The following is a 26,513-nucleotide window of genomic DNA, read 5'->3' as shown; positions in this document are numbered from 1 at the left end:
TTCCTTTCGAAGGAACAAGGATGAAGAGATGATAATGAATTTCAGACACAAGGGATTGCGTGACTTGTTTCTTCTTGGCAAAACCTCCGGCGTTATACCGACGCAAGTCAAAAGATTACGCCACCGACTCGCTGTAATTGATGCAGCAAGCTGTCTTGCTGATATCGATATGCCAGGTTACCGACTACACCCGTTAAGCGGCGATCGCGATGGAATTTGGGCAATCTCTGTCTCGGGCAACTGGCGGATAACGTTTGAGTTCGTCAATGGCGATGCATACATACTGGATTACGAGGACTATCACTGATGAAAATGGCCAATCATCCCCGTCCAGGGGACATCATTCAGGAATCACTGGACGAACTGAACGTCAGCCTGCGCGAGTTTGCCAGAGCAATGGAAATTGCGCCCTCAACGGCAAGCCGATTGCTGACCGGAAAAGCGGCTTTGACGCCGGAAATGGCGATTAAACTTTCCGTGGTGATCGGCAGTTCGCCGCAAATGTGGTTGAATCTGCAAAACGCGTGGAGTCTGGCAGAGGCTGAAAAAACGGTGGATGTGTCGCGACTACGCCGTCTGGCTGCGCAATAAAAAAATGGCGCCTTTTACAGCGCCATTTTCTGTCTAAAGTTCAAAAGAGATTATATCCCTTCTTCACTCTCTTTTTTCGCTTCTGCCTTCTCGATTTCACGATACCAGCGCGGATGGTGTTTCTTCGCCCAGCGACGGCTCACCTTCCCTTCGATCATCCCTTTAATCGACCCTTTCACCCAGAATGCCATATACATATGGATAAGGATGGCGTGGATCAGGATGATACCCGCTGCCGCGTGGATCAGCAGGCTGTAGCGGACAACCTGCATCGGGAAGTACTGCGCAAAGTACGGACGCCAGATGATCACCCCGGTCACCAGCAGCACGAAAATCATGCTCATGATTGACCAGAACATCATCTTCTGTCCGGCGTTGTACTTACCAACATCCGCCACTTTGTGCTCATTGCCTTTCAATACTTCGACAATGTTCAACAGCCACGGAATATCTTTCTTATCCGGGATGTTGTGATGCACAAAGCGGAAGAACATAAACATCAGCGCGACGAAAATCGCAATGCCGAAGAACGGGTGCAAAATGCGCCCCATCTGCGGCGTACCGAAGGTTTGCGTCAGCCATTGCAGCGTCGGGAAGAAGAACGAAATCCCGGACAGCGCCACCAGGAAGAAGCAAATCACCACGGTCCAGTGACAGGCGCGATCAATAAACTTTGTGCGCACAATCATTTTCGACTTACTCATGATGATCCTCCTCGTCATCGTCCACTTCCTTATTCGGGCCAATACCGATGTAGTGGAAAATCAACCCGGCAAAAGTGGCGATAAAGCCAGCCGCTGCCAGCGGTTTCAACGCGCCTTTCCACAAGCTCACCGAGGTATCGATCTTCGGATCTTTCGGCAGACCGTGATACAGCTCCGGCTGATCGGCGTGATGCAGCACGTACATGACGTGCGTACCACCGACACCTTCCGGGTTGTAGACGCCAGCATGTTCGTAACCACGCGCTTTCAGTTTCGCCACGCGCTGTTCCGCCAGCTCCAGCATCTCCTTCTTGGTGCCGAAGTGGATAGCCCCGGTCGGGCAAGTTTTTACACAAGCCGGTTCCTGGCCGACGCTGACGCGATCGACGCAGAGCGTGCATTTATATACCCGGTTATCCTCTTTGTTGAGGCGCGGAATATTAAACGGACACCCGGCAATGCAGTAACCACAGCCGATACAGTTTTCCGACTGGAAATCGACAATCCCGTTAGCGTACTGAATGATCGCACCGGCAGACGGACATGCTTTCAGGCAGCCCGGATCTTCACAGTGCATACAGCCGTCTTTACGGATCAGCCACTCCAGCTTGCCGTTCTGTTCGGTTTCGCTAAAGCGCATCACCGTCCAGGACTTGGCGCTCAGATCGGCGGGGTTATCGTAAACCCCGACGCAGTGCCCCACTTCATCACGGATGTCGTTCCACTCCGAACACGCCACCTGGCAGGCTTTACAGCCGATACAGGTGGAAACGTCGATAAGTTTCGCGACTTCTGCTTTGTAATCACGCACCTGAGAAGGCGGCGTGATGGAGTTAGTTGCGGACCTTTTGATAATGTCCTGCGTTTCCATAGCCATCTGTTCGCCCCCTTACGCCTTCTCGATGTTTACTAAGAACGCTTTATATTCCGGCGTTTGCGAGTTTGCATCACCGACATTCGGCGTCAGAGTGTTAGCGATATAACCTTTACGCGCGACACCCTCAAAGCCCCAGTGGATTGGAATACCCACCGTTTCAACCTGCTGACCGTTTACATTCAGCGGTTTCAGACGGCGCGTTACCACAGCCACCGCGCGGATAAAGCCACGCTTGCTGGAGACAGTGACACGGTCACCATTGGCGATGCCTTTCGCTGCCGCCAGCGTTTCGCTGATTTCCACAAACTGTTCCGGCTGGGCGATTGCGTTGAGCAACGCGTGCTTGGTCCAGGTGTGGAAGTGCTCGGTCAGACGATAAGTTGTACCCACATACGGGAACTGCTCTTTTTTACCCATCCGCAGCGCGTCTTGTTCATACAGACGAACGACCGGGTTAGAAACCACGTTCGGATGCAGTGGGTTAGTTCCCAGCGGCGTCTCAATCGGCTCGTAGTGTTCCGGGAACGGACCTTCCGCCATTTTGTTAATGGCAAACAGGCGTCCCATCCCTTCCGGCTGCATGATAAACGGCCCGGTTGGCGTACCCGGCGCGGCATTGCCGAAGTCAGGAATATCGTTACCCGTCCACTTGCTGCCGTTCCACTGGATCAGCATTCGTTTCGGATCCCACGGTTTACCGTTGATATCCGCCGAAGCACGGTTGTAGAGTACGCGACGGTTGAGCGGCCACGCCCAGGCCCATCCCAGCGTATTCCCCAGACCAGACGGGTCGGAGTTATCGCGGTTAGCCATCTGGTTGCCCTGCTCTGTCCAGCTACCGGTATAGATCCAGCAAGAAGATGCGGTCGTACCGTCATCACGCAGATGCGCAAAGCTACTCAGCAACTGACCTTTCTTCGCAATCAGCACGCCATTAGCGTCATAGAGATCTTCCAGCGCGTAGCCGTTGTTCTCTTTAGCCACTTCGTCAGATTGCGGTTCGTGCGGCTGCTTGTAGTTCCAGCTCATCTTCATCAGCGGTTCTACGCCTTTACCACCTTCGGCCTGGTACAGCTCGCGCAGATGATGGTAGATACCCGCCAGAATTTCGCCGTCGTTACGCGCTTCGCCCGGCGCGTCCTGACCTTTCCAGTGCCACTGCAACCAGCGACCGGAGTTAGCGATAGAACCATCTTCTTCAGCAAAGCAGGTCGAAGGCAGACGGAATACTTCAGTCTGAATAGATGCCGGATCGACATCGTTCGACTCGCCGTGGTTCTGCCAGAAGGTAGAGGTTTCAGTCACCAGCGGATCGATAACCACCATGTACTTCAGCTTGCTCAGGCAGCTAACCACTTTGTTTTTGTCCGGGAAGGACGCAACCGGGTTAAAGCCCTGGCAGAAATAACCGGTGACTTTGCCTTCGTCCATCATGTTGAAATACTTGATGACGTCGTAGGTCTGGTCCCACTTCGGCAGCCAGTCGTAGCCCCAGTTGTTCTCTTTCTGCGCGGCATCGCCGTAGAAAGATTTCATCAGGCTAACGAAGAACTTCGGATAGTTGCTCCAGTAGTTCACCTGATCCGCCAGCGTCGCTTTCGGCGTGTTCGCTTCCAGATAAGACTGCAGATCAACCTGCTTTTCTGACGGCAGCATCAGATAACCCGGCAGGCTGGTAGAGAGCAGGCCTAAGTCGGTCAGACCCTGAATGTTGGAGTGACCACGCAGTGCGTTCACGCCGCCACCAGCCATACCCATGTTGCCGAGCAGCAACTGGATCATCGCCATAGTACGAATGTTCTGCGCACCGACGGTGTGCTGCGTCCAGCCCAGCGCGTACAGGAAGGTGGTTGTGCGATCCGGCGCGCTGGTGGAGGCCAGCACTTCACACACTTTCAGGAAGTCGGCTTTTGGCGTACCGCAGATGTTTTCCACGACGTCCGGCGTGTAGCGGGAAACGTGCTCTTTCAGCAGGTTCCACACGCAGCGCGGATGAGTCAGCGTATCATCGCGTTTCGCATAGCCGTTTTCATCGAACTGATAGTTCCAGGACGACTTATCGTACTGGCGTTTTTCAGCGTCATAACCGCTGAACAGACCGTCTTCGAAAGCAAAATCATCACGCACCAGCAGGCTGGCGTTGGTGTAATGCTTAACGTATTCAGCGTTGATTTTGTTGTTTTCGATCAGGTAGCGCAAAACGCCAGACAGGAACGTAATGTCCGTACCGGAACGAATAGGTGCGTAAATATCCGCCACAGAAGCGGTACGCGTAAAACGGGGATCGACAACGATCAGGGTTGCATCGTTGTTGTTTTTCGCTTCCATCGCCCAGCGGAAACCGACGGGATGCGCTTCAGCAGCGTTACCGCCCATTACCATTACGACGTTAGCGTTTTTGATATCCACCCAGTGGTTGGTCATCGCACCGCGACCAAATGTTGGAGCAAGACTTGCTACCGTTGGTCCGTGTCAGACGCGCGCCTGGTTGTCTACCGCCAGCATCCCGAGGGAGCGGGCAAATTTTTGGGTCAGCATCCCGGTTTCGTTGCTGGCGCCGGAAGCACACAGCATACCGGTAGAAAGCCAACGGTTTACCGTTACGCCCTGCTCATTCTTTTCAATAAAGTTGGCGTCACGGTCAGCTTTCATCAGCTTCGCAATACGGGAGAATGCTTCTTCCCAGCTAATGCGCTGCCATTTATCAGAGCCTGGCGCACGATATTCCGGGTAACGCAGACGGTTTTCGCTGTTCACGTAATCCAGCAAACCGGCGCCTTTCGGGCACAGTGCGCCGCGACTTACCGGATGATCCGGGTCACCTTCAATGTGATAAATCGCTTCTCTGGCGTTTTTCGCGCCATCACCCAGGCTATACATCAATAGCCCGCAACCTACGGAACAGTATGTGCAGGTGTTACGGATCTCTTTAGCGCGTAATAATTTGTAGTTTCGCGCCTGAGCCAGTGCTTGCTTCGGGGCAAAGCCCAATGCCGCTACCGTTGTTCCAGCCATACCGCCCGCGCAGATTTTAAAAAATTGTCTGCGACTGACGTCCATTGCTTTCCTCTTTTTTCAGGGGTATTACTGCGCGAGGAAACTAACAGTAAAATTCTGAATCTTTTTGCGCGAAATCAAAAAGAACACGTGTTTGCCACAAAATAATCCGCCTGCGCAAATTGACCTACCTCAATGGCGGTAGAAAAACGCACCACTGCCTGACAGGCCGGTTAAAAAAATGCTATAAATTTCAGCTTAATTTTTAACGGCAAGAGAGACTAAACAGCGAGCATGACACGACAAAAAGCAACGCTCATAGGGCTAATCGCGATCGTCCTGTGGAGCACCATGGTGGGGTTAATTCGCGGCGTCAGTGAGGGGCTTGGTCCGGTCGGTGGTGCGGCGGCGATCTATTCATTAAGCGGACTGCTATTAATATTCACCGTTGGATTCCCGCGTATCCGGCAGATCCCGAAAGGCTATTTACTTGCCGGGAGTCTTTTATTCGTGAGTTATGAAATCTGCCTCGCGCTTTCCTTAGGTTATGCTGCTACCCGCCATCAGGCGATAGAAGTAGGCATGGTGAACTATTTATGGCCCAGCCTGACGATACTTTTCGCCATTCTTTTTAATGGTCAGAAAACAAACTGGCTGATTATTCCCGGATTGCTTTTAGCCTTGATGGGTGTCTGTTGGGTATTAGGCGGCGACAATGGGCTACAATATGATGAAATCATCAATAATATTACCACCAGTCCATTAAGTTATTTTTTGGCGTTTATTGGTGCGTTTATCTGGGCAGCTTATTGCACAGTCACTAATAAATATGCCCGTGGATTTAACGGCATTACCGTTTTCGTTCTTCTGACGGGAGCAAGTCTATGGATTTACTATTTTATAACTCCACAACCAGAGATGGTTTTTAGCACCCCCGTCATCGTTAAACTCATATCTGCGGCATTTACTTTAGGATTTGCTTACGCCGCCTGGAATGTCGGTATTTTACATGGCAATGTAACGATTATGGCAGTGGGTTCTTATTTTACGCCTGTACTTTCTTCTGCTTTGGCTGCCGTGCTACTCAACGCACCGCTATCGTTCTCATTCTGGCAAGGCGCACTCATGGTCTGTGCCGGTTCTCTGCTCTGTTGGCTGGCGACACGTCACCGATAAAGAAAGATGACAACGCTTCATGCTGCAACAAAGTTCGTTCAGGGTATGCGGATTGAAATATTAGTGAAGGCAATGATATATCTTTGTTACATTCAGTAACACATAACCCTTCAGATAATCCGCATTCTCGCCGCGCGGCTGCGCTTTCTTATCTATTCTTTCAGTCAGTATCTCACCTGATTCTCTTAATTCTAAAAGTGGGTCATCGCGCCCAACGTCCTGTCTTTCTTTTTTTCATTACCAACGTGTGCATGTGAGGAAGAATATGGCACTGCAAAATGAGAAAAGTAATCGTTATCTTTTGCGCGACTGGAAGCCAGAAAATCCGGCCTTCTGGGAAAATAAAGGAAAACATATAGCACGAAGAAATCTCTGGATATCAGTCAGTTGTTTACTTCTTGCATTCTGTGTCTGGATGTTATTTAGCGCAGTCACCGTTAATCTCAATAAAATTGGCTTTAATTTTACGACCGATCAGCTTTTTTTATTAACCGCATTACCCTCCGTTTCGGGCGCATTATTACGTGTCCCCTACTCCTTTATGGTGCCTATATTTGGTGGGCGTCGCTGGACTGTTTTTAGTACCGCGATCTTGATTATTCCCTGCGTCTGGCTCGGTATTGCCGTACAAAACACCCATACTCCTTTTGGAATATTTATTGTTATTGCCTTGCTGTGTGGTTTCGCTGGCGCGAACTTCGCTTCCAGTATGGGTAATATCAGTTTTTTCTTCCCGAAAGCAAAACAAGGTAGCGCATTAGGGATTAATGGCGGATTAGGCAATTTAGGCGTCAGCGTGATGCAACTGGTTGCGCCACTGGTGATTTTTGTTCCGGTATTTGCCTTTCTCGGTGTTAATGGCGTACCGCAGGCCGATGGCTCGGTGATGTCACTGACGAACGCCGCATGGATTTGGGTGCCACTGCTGGCGATTGCCACTATCGCCGCCTGGTTTGGGATGAACGATATCGCCAGTTCACGCGCATCAATTGCCGATCAGTTGCCTGTGTTACAACGCCTGCATCTCTGGTTGTTGAGTTTGCTCTATCTTGCCACCTTCGGTTCGTTTATCGGTTTTTCCGCTGGTTTTGCCATGCTGGCGAAAACTCAGTTCCCGGATGTGAATATTCTGCAACTGGCGTTCTTTGGGCCGTTTATCGGCGCGATTGCCCGGTCAGTTGGCGGTGCTATCTCCGATAAATTTGGTGGCGTGCGGGTGACGCTTATCAACTTTATTTTTATGGCGGTTTTCAGTGCCCTGTTGTTCCTCACTCTGCCTGGTACAGGTTCCGGCAATTTCATCGCATTTTTCGCCGTGTTTATGGGGTTGTTCCTGACAGCGGGTCTGGGTAGTGGCTCCACCTTCCAGATGATTGCCGTCATCTTCCGCCAGATAACCATTTATCGCGTCAAGATGAAAGGCGGCAGCGATGATGAAGCGCAGCGAGAAGCGATCACCGAAACGGCGGCAGCTCTGGGCTTTATCTCAGCCATTGGCGCAGTGGGCGGCTTTTTTATTCCGCAGGCGTTTGGCATGTCGCTGAATATGACCGGCTCTCCGGTGGGCGCGATGAAAGTGTTTTTAATCTTTTACATCATCTGTGTACTGCTGACCTGGCTGGTCTATGGTCGGCGAAAGTTTAGCCAAAAATAAGAGGGCGATGCCTGACGCGTCGAGTCGCACCCGTAGGCCGGATAAGGCGTTTGGCATCAGATCCCAAATCATTCCTGGAGCAGGAGTCATGTCATGAGTAAACTTTTGGATCGCTTTCGCTACTTCAAACAAAAAGGCGAAACCTTTGCCGATGGTCACGGACAGGTGATGCATAGCAACCGCGACTGGGAGGACAGCTATCGCCAGCGTTGGCAATTCGACAAAATCGTGCGTTCCACCCACGGCGTTAACTGTACCGGCTCCTGTAGCTGGAAAATCTACGTTAAAAACGGCCTGGTGACCTGGGAAATTCAGCAGACCGACTACCCGCGCACTCGCCCTGACCTGCCCAATCATGAACCACGCGGCTGCCCGCGTGGCGCAAGTTACTCCTGGTATCTCTACAGCGCCAACCGCCTGAAATACCCGCTAATTCGTAAACGGCTGATTGAACTGTGGCGCGAAGAACTTAAACAACACAGCGATCCGGTACTGGCGTGGGCATCGATTATGAATGACCCGCAAAAGTGCTTGAGCTACAAGCAGATACGCGGGCGCGGTGGCTTTATCCGCTCCAACTGGCAGGAACTGAATCAACTGATTGCCGCCGCTAACGTCTGGACCATCAAAACCTACGGCCCGGATCGCGTTGCCGGTTTCTCGCCGATCCCGGCGATGTCGATGGTCTCTTACGCCGCCGGAACGCGTTATTTATCACTACTTGGCGGCACCTGCTTAAGTTTCTATGACTGGTATTGTGACCTGCCGCCCGCCTCGCCGATGACCTGGGGCGAGCAAACCGACGTGCCGGAATCCGCCGACTGGTATAACTCCAGCTACATCATTGCCTGGGGTTCTAACGTACCGCAGACGCGCACGCCAGACGCCCACTTCTTTACCGAAGTACGTTACAAAGGCACCAAAACTATCGCCATTACCCCAGACTACTCGGAAGTAGCAAAACTGTGCGACCAGTGGCTGGCGCCAAAGCAAGGCACCGATAGCGCACTGGCAATGGCGATGGGACATGTGATTTTAAGAGAGTTTCATCTCGACAACCCCAGCGACTACTTTATCAACTACTGCCGCCGCTACAGCGATATGCCGATGCTGGTGATGCTGGAACCGCGCGACGATGGCAGCTACGTGCCTGGACGCATGATCCGCGCGTCTGACCTGGTGGATGGTCTGGGTGAAAGCAACAATCCGCAGTGGAAAACCGTGGCAGTTAATACCGCTGGGGAACTGGTGGTGCCGAACGGTTCGATTGGTTTTCGCTGGGGAGAAAAAGGCAAATGGAATCTGGAATCCATTGCCGCAGGTTCAGGAACAGAGTTGTCGTTAACCCTGCTCGGTCAACACGACGACGTTGCAGGCGTGGCTTTCCCCTACTTTGGCGGCATTGAAAACCCGCATTTTCGCAGCGTAAAACACGATCCGATTCTGGTACGCCAGCTTCCGGTGAAAAATCTGACGCTCGCCGATGGCAGTACCTGTCCGGTGGTCAGCGTTTATGATCTGGTGCTGGCGAATTACGGTCTCGATCGCGGGCTGGAAGATGAAAACAGCGCGAAAGATTACGCTGAAATCAAAGCCTACACGCCGGCCTGGGGCGAGCAAATTACCGGCGTGCCGCGTCAGTATATTGAAACCATCGCCCGTGAATTTGCCGATACTGCCCATAAAACCCACGGACGTTCGATGATTATCCTCGGTGCTGGTGTTAACCACTGGTATCACATGGATATGAACTACCGTGGGATGATCAATATGCTGATCTTCTGCGGTTGTGTCGGGCAAAGCGGTGGCGGCTGGGCGCACTATGTCGGTCAGGAAAAACTGCGTCCGCAAACCGGTTGGTTACCACTGGCCTTTGCGCTTGACTGGAACCGCCCACCGCGCCAGATGAACAGCACCTCATTTTTTTACAATCACTCAAGCCAGTGGCGCTATGAAAAAGTCACCGCTCAGGAATTGCTCTCACCGCTTGCCGATGCCAGTAAATACAGCGGTCATCTGATTGATTTCAACGTTCGCGCCGAACGCATGGGCTGGCTACCTTCTGCGCCGCAGTTGGGGCGTAATCCGCTCACGTTGAAAGCCGAAGCCGACAAGGCCGGATTGTCACCCGCCGAATTTACCGCTCAGGCGCTGAAATCGGGAGATTTACGTATGGCCTGCGAGCAGCCAGATAACGGCAGCAATCATCCACGTAACCTGTTTGTCTGGCGTTCTAACCTGCTTGGCTCCTCCGGCAAAGGCCATGAGTATATGCAGAAATATCTGCTGGGTACGGAAAGCGGTATTCAGGGGGAAGAACTTGGGCCGACGGAGGGAATTCAACCGGAAGAAGTTGAGTGGCAAACCGCCGCGATAGAGGGCAAGCTCGACCTGCTGGTGACGCTTGACTTCCGCATGTCCAGCACCTGTTTATTCTCCGATATCGTCCTGCCCACCGCGACCTGGTACGAAAAAGACGATATGAATACCTCGGATATGCATCCGTTTATTCATCCGCTTTCAGCGGCGGTCGATCCGGCGTGGGAGTCTCGCAGCGACTGGGAAATCTACAAAGGTATCGCCAAAGCATTCTCGCAAGTCTGCGTGGGGCATCTTGGCAAGGAAACGGATATTGTACTGCAACCGTTGTTACACGACTCTCCGGCAGAACTCTCCCAGCCGTGTGAAGTGCTCGACTGGCGCAAAGGCGAATGCGACCTGATCCCAGGTAAAACCGCGCCGAATATTGTGGCAGTGGAGCGCGACTACCCTGCCACCTATGAACGTTTTACCTCGCTGGGGCCGTTGATGGACAAACTTGGCAACGGCGGTAAAGGGATTTCGTGGAATACTCAGGATGAAATCGATTTCCTCGGCAAACTCAATTACACCAAACGTGATGGCCCGGCTCAGGGGCGTCCGCTGATTGACACCGCCATTGACGCTTCAGAAGTGATTCTGGCACTGGCACCGGAAACCAACGGTCATGTTGCAGTCAAAGCGTGGCAGGCGCTGGGCGAGATCACCGGGCGCGAACATACTCATCTGGCGCTGCACAAAGAGGACGAGAAGATTCGCTTTCGCGATATTCAGGCGCAGCCGCGTAAAATCATCTCCAGCCCCACCTGGTCCGGTCTGGAAAGCGATCACGTCTCCTATAACGCGGGATACACCAACGTTCACGAGTTAATTCCGTGGCGCACGCTGTCGGGACGCCAGCAGCTCTATCAGGATCATCCGTGGATGCGAGCCTTTGGTGAAAGCCTGGTGGCTTATCGTCCACCTATCGACACCCGTAGCGTCAGTGAAATGCGCCAGATCCCGCCAAACGGCTTCCCGGAAAAAGCACTTAACTTCCTGACGCCGCACCAGAAATGGGGCATTCATTCTACCTACAGTGAAAACCTGCTAATGCTGACGCTCTCGCGCGGCGGACCGATTGTCTGGATCAGCGAAACCGATGCCCGCGAACTGACCATTGTTGATAACGACTGGGTGGAAGTGTTTAACGCCAACGGTGCGTTGACGGCTCGAGCGGTGGTCAGCCAGCGCGTGCCGCCGGGCATGACCATGATGTATCACGCTCAGGAACGCATTATGAATATCCCCGGATCGGAAGTGACCGGAATGCGCGGCGGTATTCATAACTCAGTCACCCGCGTTTGCCCGAAGCCGACGCATATGATTGGCGGTTATGCGCAGCTGGCCTGGGGCTTTAACTACTACGGCACCGTCGGCTCGAACCGCGATGAATTCATCATGATCCGCAAGATGAAAAACGTTAACTGGCTGGACGATGAAGGTCGCGATCAGGTACAGGAGGCGAAAAAATGAAAATACGTTCGCAAGTCGGCATGGTGCTTAACCTCGATAAATGTATCGGCTGCCACACCTGTTCGGTGACCTGTAAAAACGTCTGGACCGGGCGCGAAGGCATGGAGTACGCATGGTTTAACAACGTCGAAACCAAACCTGGCATTGGTTATCCGAAAAACTGGGAAGATCAGGAAGAGTGGCAAGGCGGCTGGGTCCGCGATGTGAATGGCAAGATACGCCCGCGTCTGGGCAGCAAGATGGGCGTAATAACCAAAATCTTCGCCAACCCGGTGATACCGCAGATTGACGACTACTACGAACCTTTCACCTTCGACTACGAACATTTGCATAGCGCGCCGGAAGGTAAACACATTCCCACCGCCCGCCCACGTTCGCTGATTGACGGCAAACGGATGGACAAAGTGATCTGGGGGCCAAACTGGGAAGAACTGCTGGGCGGCGAGTTTGAAAAACGCGCCCGCGACCGCAACTTCGAAGCCATGCAAAAGGAGATGTACGGTCAGTTTGAAAACACCTTCATGATGTACCTGCCGCGCCTGTGCGAACACTGTCTTAACCCTAGCTGCGTGGCGACCTGCCCCAGCGGCGCTATCTACAAACGCGAAGAAGACGGCATTGTGCTGATCGATCAGGATAAATGTCGTGGCTGGCGCTTGTGCATTAGCGGTTGTCCATACAAAAAAATCTACTTCAACTGGAAAAGCGGCAAGTCAGAAAAATGCATCTTCTGTTATCCGCGAATTGAGTCCGGTCAGCCAACGGTCTGCTCCGAAACCTGCGTGGGTCGCATTCGTTATCTTGGTGTACTGCTCTACGACGCCGACCGCATCGAGGAAGCGGCGAGCACCGAGCGCGAAGTTGATCTCTATGAACGCCAGTGCGAAGTGTTCCTCGATCCGCACGATCCATCAGTGATCGAGGAAGCCCTGAAACAAGGTATCCCGCAAAACGTGATTGAGGCAGCCCAGCGTTCGCCTGTTTACAAAATGGCGATGGACTGGAAACTGGCGCTACCACTGCACCCGGAATATCGCACCCTGCCGATGGTCTGGTACGTGCCGCCGCTGTCGCCGATTCAGTCTTACGCCGACGCGGGCGGACTGCCCAAAAGCGAAGGCGTGCTTCCCGCCATCGAAAGCCTGCGTATTCCGGTGCAATACCTCGCCAATATGTTGAGTGCGGGCGATACCGGCCCTGTACTGCGGGCACTGAAACGGATGATGGCAATGCGCCACTATATGCGTTCGCAAACCGTAGAAGGCGTAACTGATACCCGCGCAATCGCCGAAGTCGGGCTGAGCGTCGCCCAGGTGGAAGATATGTATCGCTATCTCGCTATCGCCAACTATGAAGATCGGTTTGTCATTCCGACCAGTCATCGGGAAATGGCGGGCGACGCCTTCGGTGAACGCAACGGCTGCGGCTTTACTTTTGGCGACGGTTGCCACGGCTCTGATACTAAATTCAACCTGTTCAACAGTAGCCGGATCGATGCTATCGACATTACCGAAGTACGCAATAAAGCGGAGGGGGAATAATGCAAATCCTCAAAGTGATCGGCTTGTTGATGGAGTACCCGGACGAGCTGTTATGGGAGAACAAAGACGACGCGCTGGCGCTGATTCGCCACGACGCGCCGATGCTCACCGATTTCACCTGCGATCTGCTTAATGCGCCGCTGCTGGATAAACAGGCTGAATGGTGTGAAGTGTTTGACCGTGGACGTACCACCTCGCTGCTGCTATTTGAACATGTTCATGCCGAGTCACGCGATCGCGGTCAGGCAATGGTGGATCTGCTGGCGGAGTATGAAAAAGTCGGCCTGCAACTAAATTGTCGCGAGCTACCTGATTATCTGCCTTTGTATCTGGAGTATTTAAGTGTGCTACCCGACAACCAGGCTAAAGAAGGTTTGCTCAACGTTGCGCCAATCCTCGCCCTGCTTGGCGGGCGCTTAAAACAACGCGAGGCGCCGTGGTATCCGTTGTTTGACGCCCTGCTGCATCTGGCGGGAAGTACACTCTCAAGTGACAGTGTCACAAAACAGATACGCAGCGAGGAGCGCGACGACACCCGTCAGGCACTGGATGCGGTGTGGGAAGAGGAACAGGTGAAGTTTATTGAAGATAACGCCACGGCGTGTGACAGCTCGCCGCTTAATCAATATCAGCGACGCTTTAGTCAGGATGTCGCACCGCAGTATGTGGACATCAGTGCGGGAGGTGAGAAATGATTCAGTATCTGAACGTCTTTTTTTACGATATCTACCCGTACTTGTGTGGCACGGTTTTTATCCTTGGAAGCTGGCTGCGCTACGATTACGGGCAGTACACCTGGCGTGCCTCCTCCAGCCAGATGCTGGATAAACGCGGGATGGTGCTGTGGTCGAACTTGTTCCATATCGGCATTCTGGGGATCTTCTTCGGTCATCTGTTCGGCATGTTAACGCCGCACTGGATGTATGCGTGGTTTTTGCCGGTAGCGGTAAAACAGCAGATGGCGATGGTTCTCGGCGGTATTTGCGGTGTATTAACGTTGATTGGCGGTGCGGGGTTGCTGGTGCGCCGTTTAACGAATCCGCGTATCAGGGCGACGTCTTCTGGTGCGGATATCCTGATCCTCGCTATTTTGTTAATTCAGTGCATTCTTGGGTTAACCACCATTCCCTTTTCAGCACAACATCCGGACGGCAGTGAAATGATGAAGCTGGTGGGATGGGCGCAAAGCATCGTCACTTTCCAGGGCGGCGCATCGACGCATCTTGATGGCGTAGCTTACATCTTCCGCGTTCATCTGGTGTTGGGAATGACCATCTTCCTGCTCTTCCCGTTCACCCGACTGGTGCATGTATGGAGCGCACCATTTGAGTACTTTACCCGCAGGTATCAGATTGTACGTTCGCGGCGATAATTCTCATGCTGGCCGGATAGCCTTTCGCTCTCCGGCCGATTGCAGGCTATGATAGTTCTCCAGCCACAGGAGAACGTTAATGAAACCGCAGATTTACCACGTCGATGCTTTTACCTCTCAACCGTTTCGCGGCAATTCTGCCGGTGTTGTTTTCCCTGCCGATAATCTTAGCGAAGCGCAAATGCAACTTATCGCCCGCGAGTTAGGCCATTCGGAAACGGCTTTTCTGCTGCACAGTGACGACAGCGATGTACGTATTCGCTACTTTACGCCAACGGTTGAAGTGCCGATTTGCGGTCACGCGACGGTAGCAGCGCACTATGTACGTTCAAAGGTATTGGGTTTGGGAAATTGCACCGTCTGGCAAACATCGCTGGCGGGAAAGCACCGTGTCACTATCGAAAAACAAAACGGGGATTATCGTATTTCTCTGGAGCAAGGCACGCCGGGCTTTGAACCGCCGCTGGAAGGTGAAGCTCGCGCGGCAATTATCAACGCGCTTCATCTCACTGAAGACGATATTTTGCCAGGCTTGCCAATTCAGGTGGCAACCACAGGACACTCAAAAGTGATGATTCCGCTGAAACCGGAAGTGGATATCGACGCCCTTTCGCCTGACCTTGCTGCGCTGACCGCTATCAGTAAACAGATTGGCTGCAATGGTTTCTTCCCCTTCCAGATCCGCCCAGGCAAAAATGAAACCGATGGTCGCATGTTCTCGCCTGCGATTGGTATTGTGGAAGATCCGGTGACCGGCAATGCCAATGGCCCGATGGGCGCATGGTTGGTACATCACAACGTATTGCCTCACGATGGCAACGAGTTGCGTGTTAAAGGCCATCAGGGGCGCGCAATAGGTCGTGATGGCGTGATTGATGTGACGGTGACAATTCGCGATAACCAGCCGGAGAAAGTCACCATTTCTGGCACAGCGGTGATTTTGTTTCATGCCGAATGGGCCATTGATCTCTGAAACCGTTGCCGGTCCCAATTGCCTGATGCGCTTCGCTTATCAGGCCTACAAGGCGTATCGTAATTTATTGAATGTGTTGGCTAATTTAGGCCGGATAAGGCGTTTGCGCCGCATCCGGCACAAACTATTTCCCTGCCTCCGGATGCGTATCAAACGCCGCCATCACCAGTGCCAGTTCATCCACGGTAAACCCATGTTTCGCATCATCCACGCCCAGCCCAAATTGTTCCTGCATCACGGCATATAACGACGCCACATCTGGCAGATTCCGCTGATCCACCGCGTGCCCATTTTCATAATGGGTGAAATGGAAATTGGTCAGCGTCAGTTTGCCACCGTCCGGCAAATGGCGGCACATCAACAGATGATGGCGAAAATGCGACTGCGGCCAGTGCGCCGACCAGAAATTGCCCATCACATAATCACTTTGTTGCTGCTCGCAGAGATCAAAACGGTACATCGACTGCCAGTGCTGATGATGATTAACTGCAAAACCCAGTTATCACCCTCCTGCAACAACCGATACTCTCCGTGTGGCGTGGTTTGCGCGATATCCGGCACTAAACGGATTGGCGCGGTCAGCGTCTGACCACCAAAACCGACGTCGGCAATCCATTGTTCACCTTCCAGTTCTACTAACAACAGACGGTGCGTGCGCGGCGGTAACGATGCGGGGTTAGATAACACTACGCGACCTAACAAACTGCGAACGTTAAATCCCAGCTCGCGTAACACCCGCTCAAACACACCATTCTGCTCAAAACAGTAACCTCCGCGTCGCGCAGTCACCAGTTTCTCTTCCAGCGATTGATCATCAAGCTGGATTTCTCTCGGCAGCAAAACGTCGAGATTTTCAAATGGAATAGTGCAATTGTGTTTCAGGTGTAATGCTCTTAGCGTATCGATATTGACCGCAGCAGCACCCGTCCAGCGAATACGGGCAAAATAGTGATTCAGAATGGGCGTCATCAGGCGTTTCCCTTAGTGGTTTTCTCAACTTATAACCTGGAATAGATGCCACACTGGCTATTTTGTGCGATCGCGGACAAGCATCACGTTCGCAAATCGCTAATCCCGTTAATTTCGTTACTTATTGCGTTACGAGCTACGCTTTTAAAACAACCTTCTTAGCGAGGCGATACCGTGAGCCAATTTATTCCCGTTGAGTTGCATCATGCCAGCCGTCTGTTAAACCACGGACCTACCGTCTTGATCACCAGTTTCGATGAGCAATCCCAGCGACGTAACATTATGGCTGCGGCCTGGTCGATGCCCGTAGAGTTCGAACCACCACGCGTGGCCATTGTGGTTGATAAATCGACATGGTCACGGGAGTTGATTGAACGTAGTGGCATGTTTGGCATTGTGATCCCAGGAGTCGCAGCAACTAACTGGACGTGGGCAGTGGGCAGCATTTCTGGGCGTGATGAAGATAAGTTTAACTGTTATGGCATTCCGGTTGTGAAAGGTCCGGTGCTTAGCTTGCCGGTGGTCGAAGAGAAATGTCTGGCATGGATGGAGTGCCGCTTGCTTCCCGCGACTTCTGCGCAAGAAAAATACGACACGTTGTTTGGCGAAGTGATATCAGCAGCGGCAGACGCTCGTGTTTTTGTCGAAGGCCGCTGGCAATTTGATGACGATAAACTCAATACGCTACATCATTTAGGCGCTGGCACCTTTGTTACCAGCGGCAAGCGTGTTACGGCAGGTTAAGCATTACATGCTGTAACCGGGTTTCTTTATCAACGTCTCCATTTGAGGCGCGATTTCGGCGTCCCAGACCGCTTGCCATGATTCCGGTTGTATCTGTTGTAGTGCAATGCTTATCGAACTCTCTTTACTGTTCAGATGGCGAATAATGACGTCGGTAATCTCCGCCGCCAGTGCTGTTTTTTGTTGTTCATCCAGTTCACGGGGAAAACATTTAATGTCTATGTGTGGCATTGTTGTGCTCCTTTTGAAAGATGTCAGCAAAATTAGCACAAGCCGAAAACGTCATGTGTTATTTGATGCGAAATGATGTGCGATATATACGCCGTCACTTTAATAACGTACATATACTATTAGCTTCCGCGCCAATACGCACCCGTCCTGTAACATACAGAATCTATTCTTTATTTCTTATCATATTAAGAAAATTCACGACATCCAGCTTGCTGATTTATTAATGCCAATTATAGTTATTCTTGCCCTCAATCATAATTTTCACTCGTAATATCCTTTCTTTTATAAAGTCCTTCTGGAGACACTTGCGATGCAGCTTAACCATATTGCTAAAAGTCTGCTAGTCATGGGATTATTCACAACAAGTTCACTTCCTCTCATCGCAGCAGAAGCGCCCAAAGAGGCCTCCGCTGCCACCCAACAAGCGAATAACGCACTTTATAGTCAATTGCCGTTTTCCGATAACAGCGATTTTGCTGATGCTCATAAAGGTTTTATTGCTCCTTTACCTCAGGAAGTGATTAAGGGTGAACAAGGGAATGTTATCTGGAACCCACAGCAATATTCTTTTATCAAAGAAGGCGATAAAGCACCTGATACTGTCAATCCAAGTTTATGGCGTCAGGCGCAACTGATAAATATCAGCGGCTTATTTGAAGTGACTGAAGGCGTCTATCAGATTCGCAATCTCGATTTATCAAATATGACCATCATTGAAGGTAAAGAAGGTATTACCGTTGTTGATCCACTGGTTTCAGCAGAAACAGCTAAAGTTGGCATGGATCTTTATTATAAAAATCGCGGTCAAAAACCAGTGGTGGCGGTTATCTACACGCACAGTCATGTCGATCACTACGGCGGCGTTCGCGGTGTGGTTGATGAAGCTGACGTTAAATCAGGAAAAACAAAAATTTATGCGCCAGCCGGATTTTTAGAAGAGGCTGTTTCAGAAAATATTATGGCTGGCAATGTAATGAGCCGACGAGCCAGTTATATGTACGGTAACTTGTTGAAACCTGATGCTAAAGGTCAGGTCGGCGCTGGGCTGGGAACAACTACCTCAGCCGGAACGGTTACATTGGTTGCCCCCACCAACTACATCACCAAAACCGGACAAAAAGAGACTATCGACGGGCTGACCTATGATTTTCTGATGGCGCCCGGTTCCGAAGCACCTTCCGAAATGCTGTGGTTTATTGAAGAAAAGAAACTGATCGAAACCGCAGAAGATGTCACGCACACCCTCCACAACACCTATTCGCTGCGTGGTGCCAAAATTCGTCAACCTCTTCCGTGGTCTAAATACATCAACGAAGCACTCAATCTGTGGGGCGATAAAGCGGAGATTATTCTCGCCCAGCATCACTGGCCAACCTGGGGTAACGATAACGTTGTCAAACTGCTAAAAAGCCAACGCGATTTGTACCGTTATATCAACGATCAAACGCTACGCATGGCGAATCAGGGGCTGACTCGTGATGAAATTGCCGCAAACTTCAAATTGCCCTCTTCGCTTGCTAACACCTGGGCGAATCGCGGTTATTACGGTTCAGTGAGCCATGATGTGAAAGCAACTTATGTGCTTTATCTCGGCTGGTTTGATGGTAATCCTGCGACTCTCGATGAACTGCCACCAGAAGACGCCGCTAAAAAATTCGTGGAATATATGGGCGGTGCTGATGCCATTTTACAAAAAGCCAAACAGGATTATGACCAGGGAAATTTCCGCTGGGTTGCCCAGGTTGTCAGTAAGGTGGTGTTTGCCGATCCAAACAACCAGGCAGCAAGGAATCTGGAAGCCGATGCGCTTGAACAGTTAGGCTACCAGGCCGAATCCGGGCCGTGGCGTAATTTTTATCTCACTGGCGCACAGGAATTACGCAATGGTGTGCAAAAACTGCCTACGCCAAATACAGCCAGTCCTGACACCGTTCGTGCCATGACGCCGGAAATGTTCTTTGATTATCTTGCTGTGCATATAAATGGCGAGAAAGCGGCAGACGCTAAAGCAGTATTGAATTTTGATTTCGGTGAAGATGGCGGCACTTATAAAGTGGAACTGGAAAACGGTGTGCTCAATCACACGGCTGATACGCAAGCCTCTGACGCCGATGCGACTATCACCCTCTCCCGCGATGTCTTGAATAAAATCATCCTGAAGGAAGAGACATTAAAAGAAGCCACGGATAAAGGCGAAGTAAAAATCACTGGAAATGAGGAAAAACTCAACGAACTGTTAGGTTATATGGACAACTTTGAATTCTGGTTCAATATTGTAACGCCATAATTTTCGTGTAAGTCGGGCAGGTTCCCTGCCCTTTTTGGGTTATAAACAAACATGTATTCTGACAAAAGAAAACACCCTCATTATTCATGGAAAAACCGCCAGGATATGGTTATTCGCGGTATGGCGATTAGCCTGCCGTGGTTTGCGTTGATTAACATCAGTTTTTCATCGTTGGTTTTGCTTCGAGGGGTATTGTTTAATGAAGGCACGACTCCATGGTTTAATGAGAAAAATCTTGTACATACGATTGATATTTCATCATTAGGCATTTTGCTAATCAGTGGTCTTTTATTAGTTAGCCCACGCAACAAAGTACAGTATATTCAGCAGTTATTGGTTATTCTAAGCCTACTATGGTCATGGTGTTGTTTTTATTTTATTGCACACTGGACGCTGCCTTTTGCATATCCACTGTGCGTATTACTAATGCTTAGTGCCGTTGTTGCGCTATATTTCCACACCCCATCACTCCTCGCATTTGTCATTCCATTATGGTTTACCATCCCGTTAGCCAGTCTTGTGCTCAATCAGTATGTGAATATTCATTTCGCTGTTATCTGGAGCATTTTTTCACTGGCTCTCTATGGCGGACGTTTTATTTTGTTGCGTTGGTTTGAAGAAGCATGGCAACAAAATAAGTACAACAACCAGTTGATTCATCGCCTCGATGCATTAGCTCATCGCGATCCCTTAACTGGAGTGGCAAACCAACGAGCGTTGGATAGTATTTTACGCGATGCCGTCGAACAAAAGACGTCGTTCGTTTTAATTATGCTGGATGTCGATTTTTTTAAACGCTACAACGACACTTATGGGCACCCTGCTGGCGATCGTTGTCTAATACAAGTTGCCAACGCACTGCAACGTGCAATTCGCCAGCCCGAAGATGTAGTTACGCGCTATGGCGGTGAAGAGTTTGCCATTATTCTTTTCAATGCGGGCTTGCAGGAAGCCGAAGCGATAGCAGCCAGAGTTAAGCAAGAACTTAAACTGGCGGCTATCCCGCATCAGGCATCTGCTGTTAGTGCATTTGTTACGGTTAGTCAGGGGATTGCCTGTTCTGCTCCTGCAAAAACGGCTGAACAAATAGTTGCTGATGCCGATGCCGCGTTATATCGGGCGAAAGAAAATGGGCGAAATCGGTGGGCTAAATAACTCTATTCCGCTGACATCAACAAACTTATAGGGAATATCAGCCAAAGTCAGCATCAGTTCACTCATGGTGGAACCCCATCCTGGTACGCCATAAACCTTAATCATATCTCCTCCGCACAGCGTTAGAGCTTAAGTGTAGGTCAGTAAACAGGGCAACCCGGACTAAGATTTGTCATTTTTTCAGCAATCCTTTTAATCCCCACTCAACTTGTAAGGGGATATTTTGCATCGTTTATCGATAACAGGTAGGATGCTGCGCCGATAGTTTTATACCCATAAAGAATAATGGTGATAACTGTCATCGCCAGGATGAATAAACATTGTTCATGGCGACTTATAAGACTTTTTCAACGAAGCAATCAGGGAGAGCAATGAGTAAACACGACACCGACACTTCAGATCAACACGCCGCGAAACGCCGCTGGCTTAATGCCCACGAAGAGGGTTATCACAAAGCGATGGGCAATCGTCAGGTGCAGATGATCGCCATTGGCGGCGCGATTGGGACTGGTTTGTTTTTAGGCGCAGGTGCCCGACTGCAAATGGCCGGCCCGGCACTGGCACTGGTCTATTTAATCTGCGGCCTGTTTTCGTTTTTTATTTTGCGTGCGTTGGGTGAGTTGGTATTACATCGCCCTTCCAGTGGTAGTTTTGTCTCTTATGCCCGTGAGTTTTTGGGTGAGAAAGCCGCTTATGTTGCCGGCTGGATGTACTTCATCAACTGGGCGATGACGGGGATTGTCGATATCACCGCCGTCGCACTGTATATGCATTACTGGGGCGCGTTTGGCGGCGTGCCGCAATGGGTATTTGCGCTCGCTGCGCTGACCATCGTTGGCACCATGAATATGATTGGTGTGAAATGGTTCGCAGAGATGGAGTTCTGGTTTGCGCTGATTAAAGTGCTCGCCATTGTGACCTTTTTGGTCGTGGGTACAGTGTTCCTCGGTAGCGGTCAGCCGCTGGATGGCAACACCACTGGCTTTCATTTAATTACCGATAATGGTGGCTTTTTCCCGCACGGTTTGCTGCCTGCGCTGGTGTTAATTCAGGGCGTGGTATTTGCTTTTGCCTCCATCGAAATGGTCGGAACCGCCGCCGGAGAATGTAAAGATCCGCAGACTATGGTGCCAAAAGCAATTAACAGCGTGATTTGGCGTATTGGCCTGTTTTATGTCGGTTCTGTCGTGTTGCTGGTCATGTTACTGCCGTGGAGCGCCTATCAGGCCGGTCAAAGTCCTTTTGTGACCTTCTTCTCTAAACTCGGTGTGCCGTACATTGGCAGCATCATGAACATTGTGGTGCTGACCGCCGCGCTCTCCAGTCTGAACTCTGGCCTGTACTGCACCGGGCGTATTCTGCGTTCGATGGCGATGGGCGGATCTGCGCCGGGTTTTATGGCGAAGATGAGTCGCCAGCATGTGCCGTACGCCGGGATTCTGGCGACGCTGGTTGTGTATGTCGTTGGCGTATTCCTCAATTATCTGGTGCCGTCGCGCGTATTTGAGATTGTCCTGAACTTCGCGTCATTGGGAATTATCGCCTCCTGGGCGTTTATCATTGTTTGTCAGATGCGCCTGCGTAAAGCCATCAAAGAAGGTAAAGCAGCGGATGTCAGTTTTAAACTGCCTGGTGCGCCCTTCACGTCCTGGCTGACATTACTGTTTTTACTGAGTGTGCTGGTGCTGATGGCATTCGATTACCCGAACGGGACTTACACCATCGCGGCGCTGCCGATTATCGGTATTCTGCTGGTTGTGGGTTGGTTTGGTGTACGCAAACGCGTTGCCGAAATTCACAGCACTGCGCCGGTAGTCGAAGAAGAAAAACAGGAAATTGTGTTTAAACCTGAGACGGCGGGTTAATTGCAAAATGTGCCCGGCTACGAGCCGGGCATATTCATATTGCTGACGAGGTGCTCCGCTTGCCGAATGCAGCGCTTGCGCCGCATCCGGCCTACGAAAGACAAACTCCTCCATGTCTGTGTCTGTTACAGCGCAATACGAATCACATCGTCCGGCTGAGTGGCTTCTTGCTGTTTAGTCGATTTTTGCTTCACGCTGACATACAGCGTTTTGCCATCGGCAGAAAGCGCCAGGCTGTTAGGATGGGTCGGCGTGTCGAACGTTTTCACCACTTTATAGCTTTTCGCGTCAATCACACTGACTTTACCCGCCTGCCGATGCGTCACATAGGCTTCATTACGCGCCGGGTTAAACAATACAGCCAGTGATTCCGGTGCCGCTACCTTTGCCAGAATATTGCCGTTACGGGTATCGACCACTAACACTTCTGCCGCTTTGGAGTCAGTGATAAACGCTCGCTGGTTGGCAGTATCGAGACTGATGTTGATAAAGAAATGCTCTTTGCCATCATCCAGCAGCTTTTTACGGCTCAGGATTTTATTGTCGGCGGTGTCGATGGTAATCAATTCGCCGTCAGCGTTAGTGGTGTAAAGACGTTTGCCTTTGCTATCCAGCGCCAGACCGGTACTCATTTTACCGGTGTTCTGGATGGCAGTTTTCAGTTTGATATTCTCGCCATCAACCACCCAAATAACACTCTCTTTCCCAATACCGCTGATGTAAACAGTGTTCGTAGCATCATCAGCAACCAGCTCACGCGGCTGTAGCGGACGCACTTCTTCTGTACGTTTGCGATCGTCCAGTACCAGACGCCCTTTCACTTCGCCCGTTTTGGCATCAATTGCCGTGACCGCACTGTTTACTGTGTTACCAAACCACAACGTTTGAGTAGCGTTGTTGATAGTGGCGCCAAACGGCTTGAGATCGTTATGAATAGCCTGAGTGACTTCCAGAGTCACCGGATCGAGACGATAAACCACACCGCCTTTGTCCAGTTTGCGGCTTTGCGATGTGGCGAGCCACAGCGCGTTTTCCTGCTGGCTATAAGCCATTTCGTAGGCACCTTTACCTACCGCTTTACGCAGCATTTCTTCCGCTGCCTGCGTACTGAATGATGAAGCAACGAGCAATGAACCTAACAGTAGCGAACCACGCAGGCGCGATGAAAACAGATGACGTAAATGCATGACGACTCCCTTTGATGAACCGATTTATAGCTGCTTCACAATGCTTCGTTGAGCATAATCTTCGTTACGCCCTTGTTATAAATGGGAATGGTAATCATTATTTTCTCAAATGTGGAGCATTTCTTGTCGCTACGACTACAATTTTCCCAATTGATTAACGTATTGTGCCGTTTTGTTTTCTATAAATTTACAAATTCATTACCATGACGGTGTTTTCCCATTCTTAACCTGGCTTTTTTCATGAAGATCTTTTCCGTCCGACAGACCGTTTTGCCCGCACTGATTCTCCTTTCTCCTTCAACTTTTGCCGCTAATGAACAAACCATGATTGTTAGTGCCGCGCCGCAGGTAGTTTCTGAACTGGACACACCCGCTGCGGTAAGCGTGGTCGATGGCGAGGAGATGCGTCTGGCAACGCCGCGCATTAATTTGTCTGAATCACTGACCAGTGTGCCTGGTTTGCAGGTACAAAACCGGCAGAACTATGCGCAGGATCTCCAACTGTCTATTCGCGGATTTGGTTCCCGTTCCACTTACGGTATTCGCGGTATTCGCCTGTATGTTGATGGCATTCCCGCCACTATGCCTGACGGACAAGGGCAAACGTCTAATATCGATTTAAGCAGTGTGCAAAACGTGGAAGTGCTACGAGGCCCCTTCTCTGCCCTGTATGGCAATGCGTCTGGCGGCGTAATGAACGTCACCACACAAACCGGCGAACAGCCACCAACTATTGAAGCCAGCAGTTACTATGGCAGTTATGGTAGCTGGCGCTATGGGCTGAAAGCGACGGGCGCAATGGGCGACGGCACCCAACCTGGCGATGTTGATTACACCGTTTCGACCACGCGTTTTACAACTCACGGCTATCGTGACCATAGCGGCGCACAGAAAAATTTAGCCAATGCCAGACTGGGCGTACGCATTGATGACGCCAGTAAGTTAAACCTGATTTTCAACAGTGTGGACATCAAAGCCGATGACCCTGGTGGGTTGACCGAAGCAGAATGGAAAGCGAATCCGCAACAAGCTCCGCGTGCTGAACAGTACGACACGCGTAAAACCATCAAACAAACTCAGGCTGGATTACGCTACGAGCGCAGCCTTAGCGCGCAGGATGTGATGAGCGTGATGATGTACGCAGGCGAACGGGAAACGACCCAGTATCAGTCGATCCCGATGACCCCGCAGCTTAACCCGTCACACGCAGGCGGTGTAATTACCCTGCAACGTCATTACCAGGGTATAGACAGTCGCTGGACACATCGTGGCGAACTGGGTGTTCCGGTCACTTTCACTACTGGCCTGAACTATGAAAACATGAGTGAAAACCGAAAGGGTTACAATAACTTCCGCCTTAATAACGGCGTGCCGGAGTACGGGCAAAAAGGTGATTTGCGTCGCGACGAACGCAATCTGATGTGGAACGTCGATCCCTATTTACAAACCCAGTGGCAACTAACCGACAAACTGTCGCTGGATGCTGGCGTGCGCTACAGCTCCGTGTGGTTTGATTCTAACGATCATTACGTTACCCCCGGCAATGGTGATGACAGCGGTGATGCCAGTTATCACAAATGGCTTCCTGCGGGATCGTTGAAATACGCCATGACCGATGCCTGGAACGTCTATCTGGCAGCCGGGCGCGGTTTTGAAACACCAACCATTAACGAGCTTTCTTACCGTGCTGATGGGCAAGGCGGTATGAACTTTGGTTTAAAACCGTCCACCAACGACACAATCGAAATCGGCAGTAAAACGCGTATCGGCGATGGCTTGTTTACCGCTGCGTTATTCCAGACCGATACCGATGATGAAATCGTTGTTGATAGCAGTAGCGGCGGGCGTACCACTTATAAAAATGCCGGGAAGACGCGTCGTCAGGGGGCCGAGCTGGCGTGGGATCAGCGTTTTGCCGGAGATTTCCGTGTGAAAGCGTCGTGGACGTGGCTTGACGCAACTTATCGCAGCAATGTTTGTAACGCTCAGGACTGTAATGGTAACCGAATGCCCGGGATCGCCCGCAATATGGGCTTTGCGTCGTTAGGTTATGTGCCAGAAGAAGGCTGGTATGCAGGCACAGAAGCACGTTATATGGGCGATATCATGGCGGATGACGAAAATACAGCAAAAGCGCCCTCTTATACTCTTGTCGGTTTGTTCACCGGTTACAAATATAATTACCGTAATATGACAATAGATTTATTTGGTCGTGTCGATAATTTATTCGATAAAGAATATGTCGGCTCGGTGATTGTTAATGAATCCAATGGTCGATATTACGAGCCTGCGCCTGGGCGGAATTATGGTGTAGGCGTAAATCTCGCATGGCGATTTGAATAATATTCATTAGTGG

At 51.0% G+C, this 26,513-nt stretch carries 19 protein-coding genes and 2 pseudogenes; 14 read left to right on the top strand and 7 right to left on the bottom strand.

The genetic code is table 11. From position 1 onward, the window contains the following. The first annotated feature begins 28 nt into the window (after positions 1-28). Together C3D30_RS09525 and C3D30_RS09520 are read left to right on the top strand one after the other, a co-directional pair. Positions 29-307: a type II toxin-antitoxin system RelE/ParE family toxin gene (locus C3D30_RS09525; RefSeq protein WP_000605676.1), complete on the top strand. Its 279-nt coding sequence runs from the start codon at positions 29-31 to the stop codon at positions 305-307. Further along, positions 307-591, top strand: a complete 285-nt coding sequence (locus C3D30_RS09520; protein ID WP_004975840.1) for a HigA family addiction module antitoxin — start codon at positions 307-309, stop codon at positions 589-591. Before C3D30_RS09525 ends, C3D30_RS09520 begins: the two co-directional genes overlap by 1 nt. Before the next feature lie 50 nt (positions 592-641). Here C3D30_RS09520 and fdnI read toward each other — a convergent pair whose 3' ends face one another. Genes fdnI through fdnG form a run of 3 tightly spaced genes read right to left on the bottom strand, consistent with a single transcriptional unit; the run spans position 642 to position 5,232 of the window. Further along, positions 642-1,295 carry a formate dehydrogenase-N subunit gamma gene (gene fdnI, locus C3D30_RS09515; protein WP_000045638.1) on the bottom strand — a complete coding sequence of 218 codons (654 nt, stop codon included), beginning with the start codon at positions 1,293-1,295 and terminating at the stop codon, positions 642-644. After that, positions 1,288-2,172 carry a formate dehydrogenase N subunit beta gene (gene fdnH / locus C3D30_RS09510; protein WP_001240582.1) on the bottom strand — a complete coding sequence of 295 codons (885 nt, stop codon included), beginning with the start codon at positions 2,170-2,172 and terminating at the stop codon, positions 1,288-1,290. The genes fdnI and fdnH overlap by 8 nt, the downstream gene beginning before the upstream one ends. A 12-nt stretch (positions 2,173-2,184) precedes the next feature. After that, entirely contained in the window at positions 2,185-5,232 is a 3,048-nt protein-coding gene (fdnG, locus tag C3D30_RS09505; RefSeq protein WP_157945285.1) for a formate dehydrogenase-N subunit alpha, read from the bottom strand. Between the two features lie 231 nt (positions 5,233-5,463). Here fdnG and yddG point away from each other — a divergent pair, with 231 nt between their 5' ends. From yddG to C3D30_RS09465, 7 genes are all read left to right on the top strand, one after another. Beyond that, positions 5,464-6,345, top strand: a complete 882-nt coding sequence (gene yddG, locus C3D30_RS09495; protein WP_105286803.1) for an aromatic amino acid efflux DMT transporter YddG — start codon at positions 5,464-5,466, stop codon at positions 6,343-6,345. Positions 6,346-6,610: 265 nt separating this feature from the next. Further along, the gene (gene narU, locus C3D30_RS09490) at positions 6,611-7,999 is read left to right on the top strand and encodes a nitrate/nitrite transporter NarU (RefSeq protein WP_105285738.1); all 1,389 of its coding nucleotides are present in this window, start codon (positions 6,611-6,613) and stop codon (positions 7,997-7,999) included. Positions 8,000-8,092: 93 nt separating this feature from the next. Beyond that, positions 8,093-11,833, top strand: coding sequence for a nitrate reductase Z subunit alpha (gene narZ, locus C3D30_RS09485; protein ID WP_105286802.1), 3,741 nt, complete (start codon positions 8,093-8,095; stop codon positions 11,831-11,833). Beyond that, complete coding sequence (narH, locus tag C3D30_RS09480) at positions 11,830-13,374, top strand: nitrate reductase subunit beta (protein ID WP_105286801.1); 1,545 nt, start codon at positions 11,830-11,832, stop codon at positions 13,372-13,374. Before narZ ends, narH begins: the two co-directional genes overlap by 4 nt. Further along, complete coding sequence (gene narW, locus C3D30_RS09475) at positions 13,374-14,069, top strand: nitrate reductase molybdenum cofactor assembly chaperone (protein ID WP_001166379.1); 696 nt, start codon at positions 13,374-13,376, stop codon at positions 14,067-14,069. The genes narH and narW overlap by 1 nt, the downstream gene beginning before the upstream one ends. Further along, complete coding sequence (narI, locus tag C3D30_RS09470) at positions 14,066-14,746, top strand: respiratory nitrate reductase subunit gamma (protein WP_000617142.1); 681 nt, start codon at positions 14,066-14,068, stop codon at positions 14,744-14,746. The genes narW and narI overlap by 4 nt, the downstream gene beginning before the upstream one ends. Before the next feature lie 79 nt (positions 14,747-14,825). Then, positions 14,826-15,719, top strand: coding sequence for a PhzF family isomerase (locus tag C3D30_RS09465; RefSeq protein ID WP_000804305.1), 894 nt, complete (start codon positions 14,826-14,828; stop codon positions 15,717-15,719). Positions 15,720-15,843: 124 nt separating this feature from the next. Here C3D30_RS09465 and nhoA read toward each other — a convergent pair. Further along, positions 15,844-16,688 (bottom strand): annotated as a pseudogene (gene nhoA / locus C3D30_RS09460) (N-hydroxyarylamine O-acetyltransferase). A gap of 174 nt (positions 16,689-16,862) precedes the next feature. On the opposite strand from nhoA, the gene C3D30_RS09455 reads away from it, so the two are divergent. After that, positions 16,863-17,432: a flavin reductase family protein gene (locus C3D30_RS09455; RefSeq protein ID WP_000077278.1), complete on the top strand. Its 570-nt coding sequence runs from the start codon at positions 16,863-16,865 to the stop codon at positions 17,430-17,432. 3 nt (positions 17,433-17,435) lie between these two features. Here C3D30_RS09455 and pptA read toward each other — a convergent pair whose 3' ends face one another. Then, the gene (pptA, locus tag C3D30_RS09450) at positions 17,436-17,663 is read right to left on the bottom strand and encodes a tautomerase PptA (protein ID WP_001120153.1); all 228 of its coding nucleotides are present in this window, start codon (positions 17,661-17,663) and stop codon (positions 17,436-17,438) included. A gap of 310 nt (positions 17,664-17,973) precedes the next feature. On the opposite strand from pptA, the gene C3D30_RS09445 reads away from it, so the two are divergent. Continuing rightward, a complete protein-coding gene (locus C3D30_RS09445) occupies positions 17,974-19,950 on the top strand; it encodes an alkyl/aryl-sulfatase (RefSeq protein ID WP_105286800.1) in 1,977 nt (658 codons plus the stop codon). 105 nt (positions 19,951-20,055) lie between these two features. Further along, entirely contained in the window at positions 20,056-21,105 is a 1,050-nt protein-coding gene (locus tag C3D30_RS09440) for a GGDEF domain-containing protein (protein WP_105286799.1), read from the top strand. Here C3D30_RS09440 and C3D30_RS20335 read toward each other — a convergent pair. Continuing rightward, positions 21,106-21,210 (bottom strand): annotated as a pseudogene (locus C3D30_RS20335) (thioredoxin domain-containing protein); the annotation flags it as partial. 266 nt (positions 21,211-21,476) lie between these two features. On the opposite strand from C3D30_RS20335, the gene ansP reads away from it, so the two are divergent. Further along, complete coding sequence (gene ansP / locus C3D30_RS09435; RefSeq protein WP_000033724.1) at positions 21,477-22,970, top strand: L-asparagine permease; 1,494 nt, start codon at positions 21,477-21,479, stop codon at positions 22,968-22,970. A 125-nt stretch (positions 22,971-23,095) separates the two neighbouring features. On the opposite strand, the gene yncE is transcribed toward ansP, so the two are convergent. Further along, positions 23,096-24,157: a 7-bladed beta-propeller protein YncE gene (gene yncE / locus C3D30_RS09430; RefSeq protein ID WP_000550659.1), complete on the bottom strand. Its 1,062-nt coding sequence runs from the start codon at positions 24,155-24,157 to the stop codon at positions 23,096-23,098. Between the two features lie 240 nt (positions 24,158-24,397). On the opposite strand from yncE, the gene pqqU reads away from it, so the two are divergent. Further along, entirely contained in the window at positions 24,398-26,500 is a 2,103-nt protein-coding gene (gene pqqU / locus C3D30_RS09420) for a TonB-dependent receptor PqqU (RefSeq protein ID WP_016231706.1), read from the top strand. Positions 26,501-26,513: the final 13 nt, after the last annotated feature.

The organism is Escherichia sp. MOD1-EC5433 (genome assembly GCF_002966005.1).
GTDB lineage: Bacteria > Pseudomonadota > Gammaproteobacteria > Enterobacterales > Enterobacteriaceae > Escherichia > Escherichia ruysiae.
This window is presented reverse-complemented; position numbering and strand designations above follow the sequence as displayed.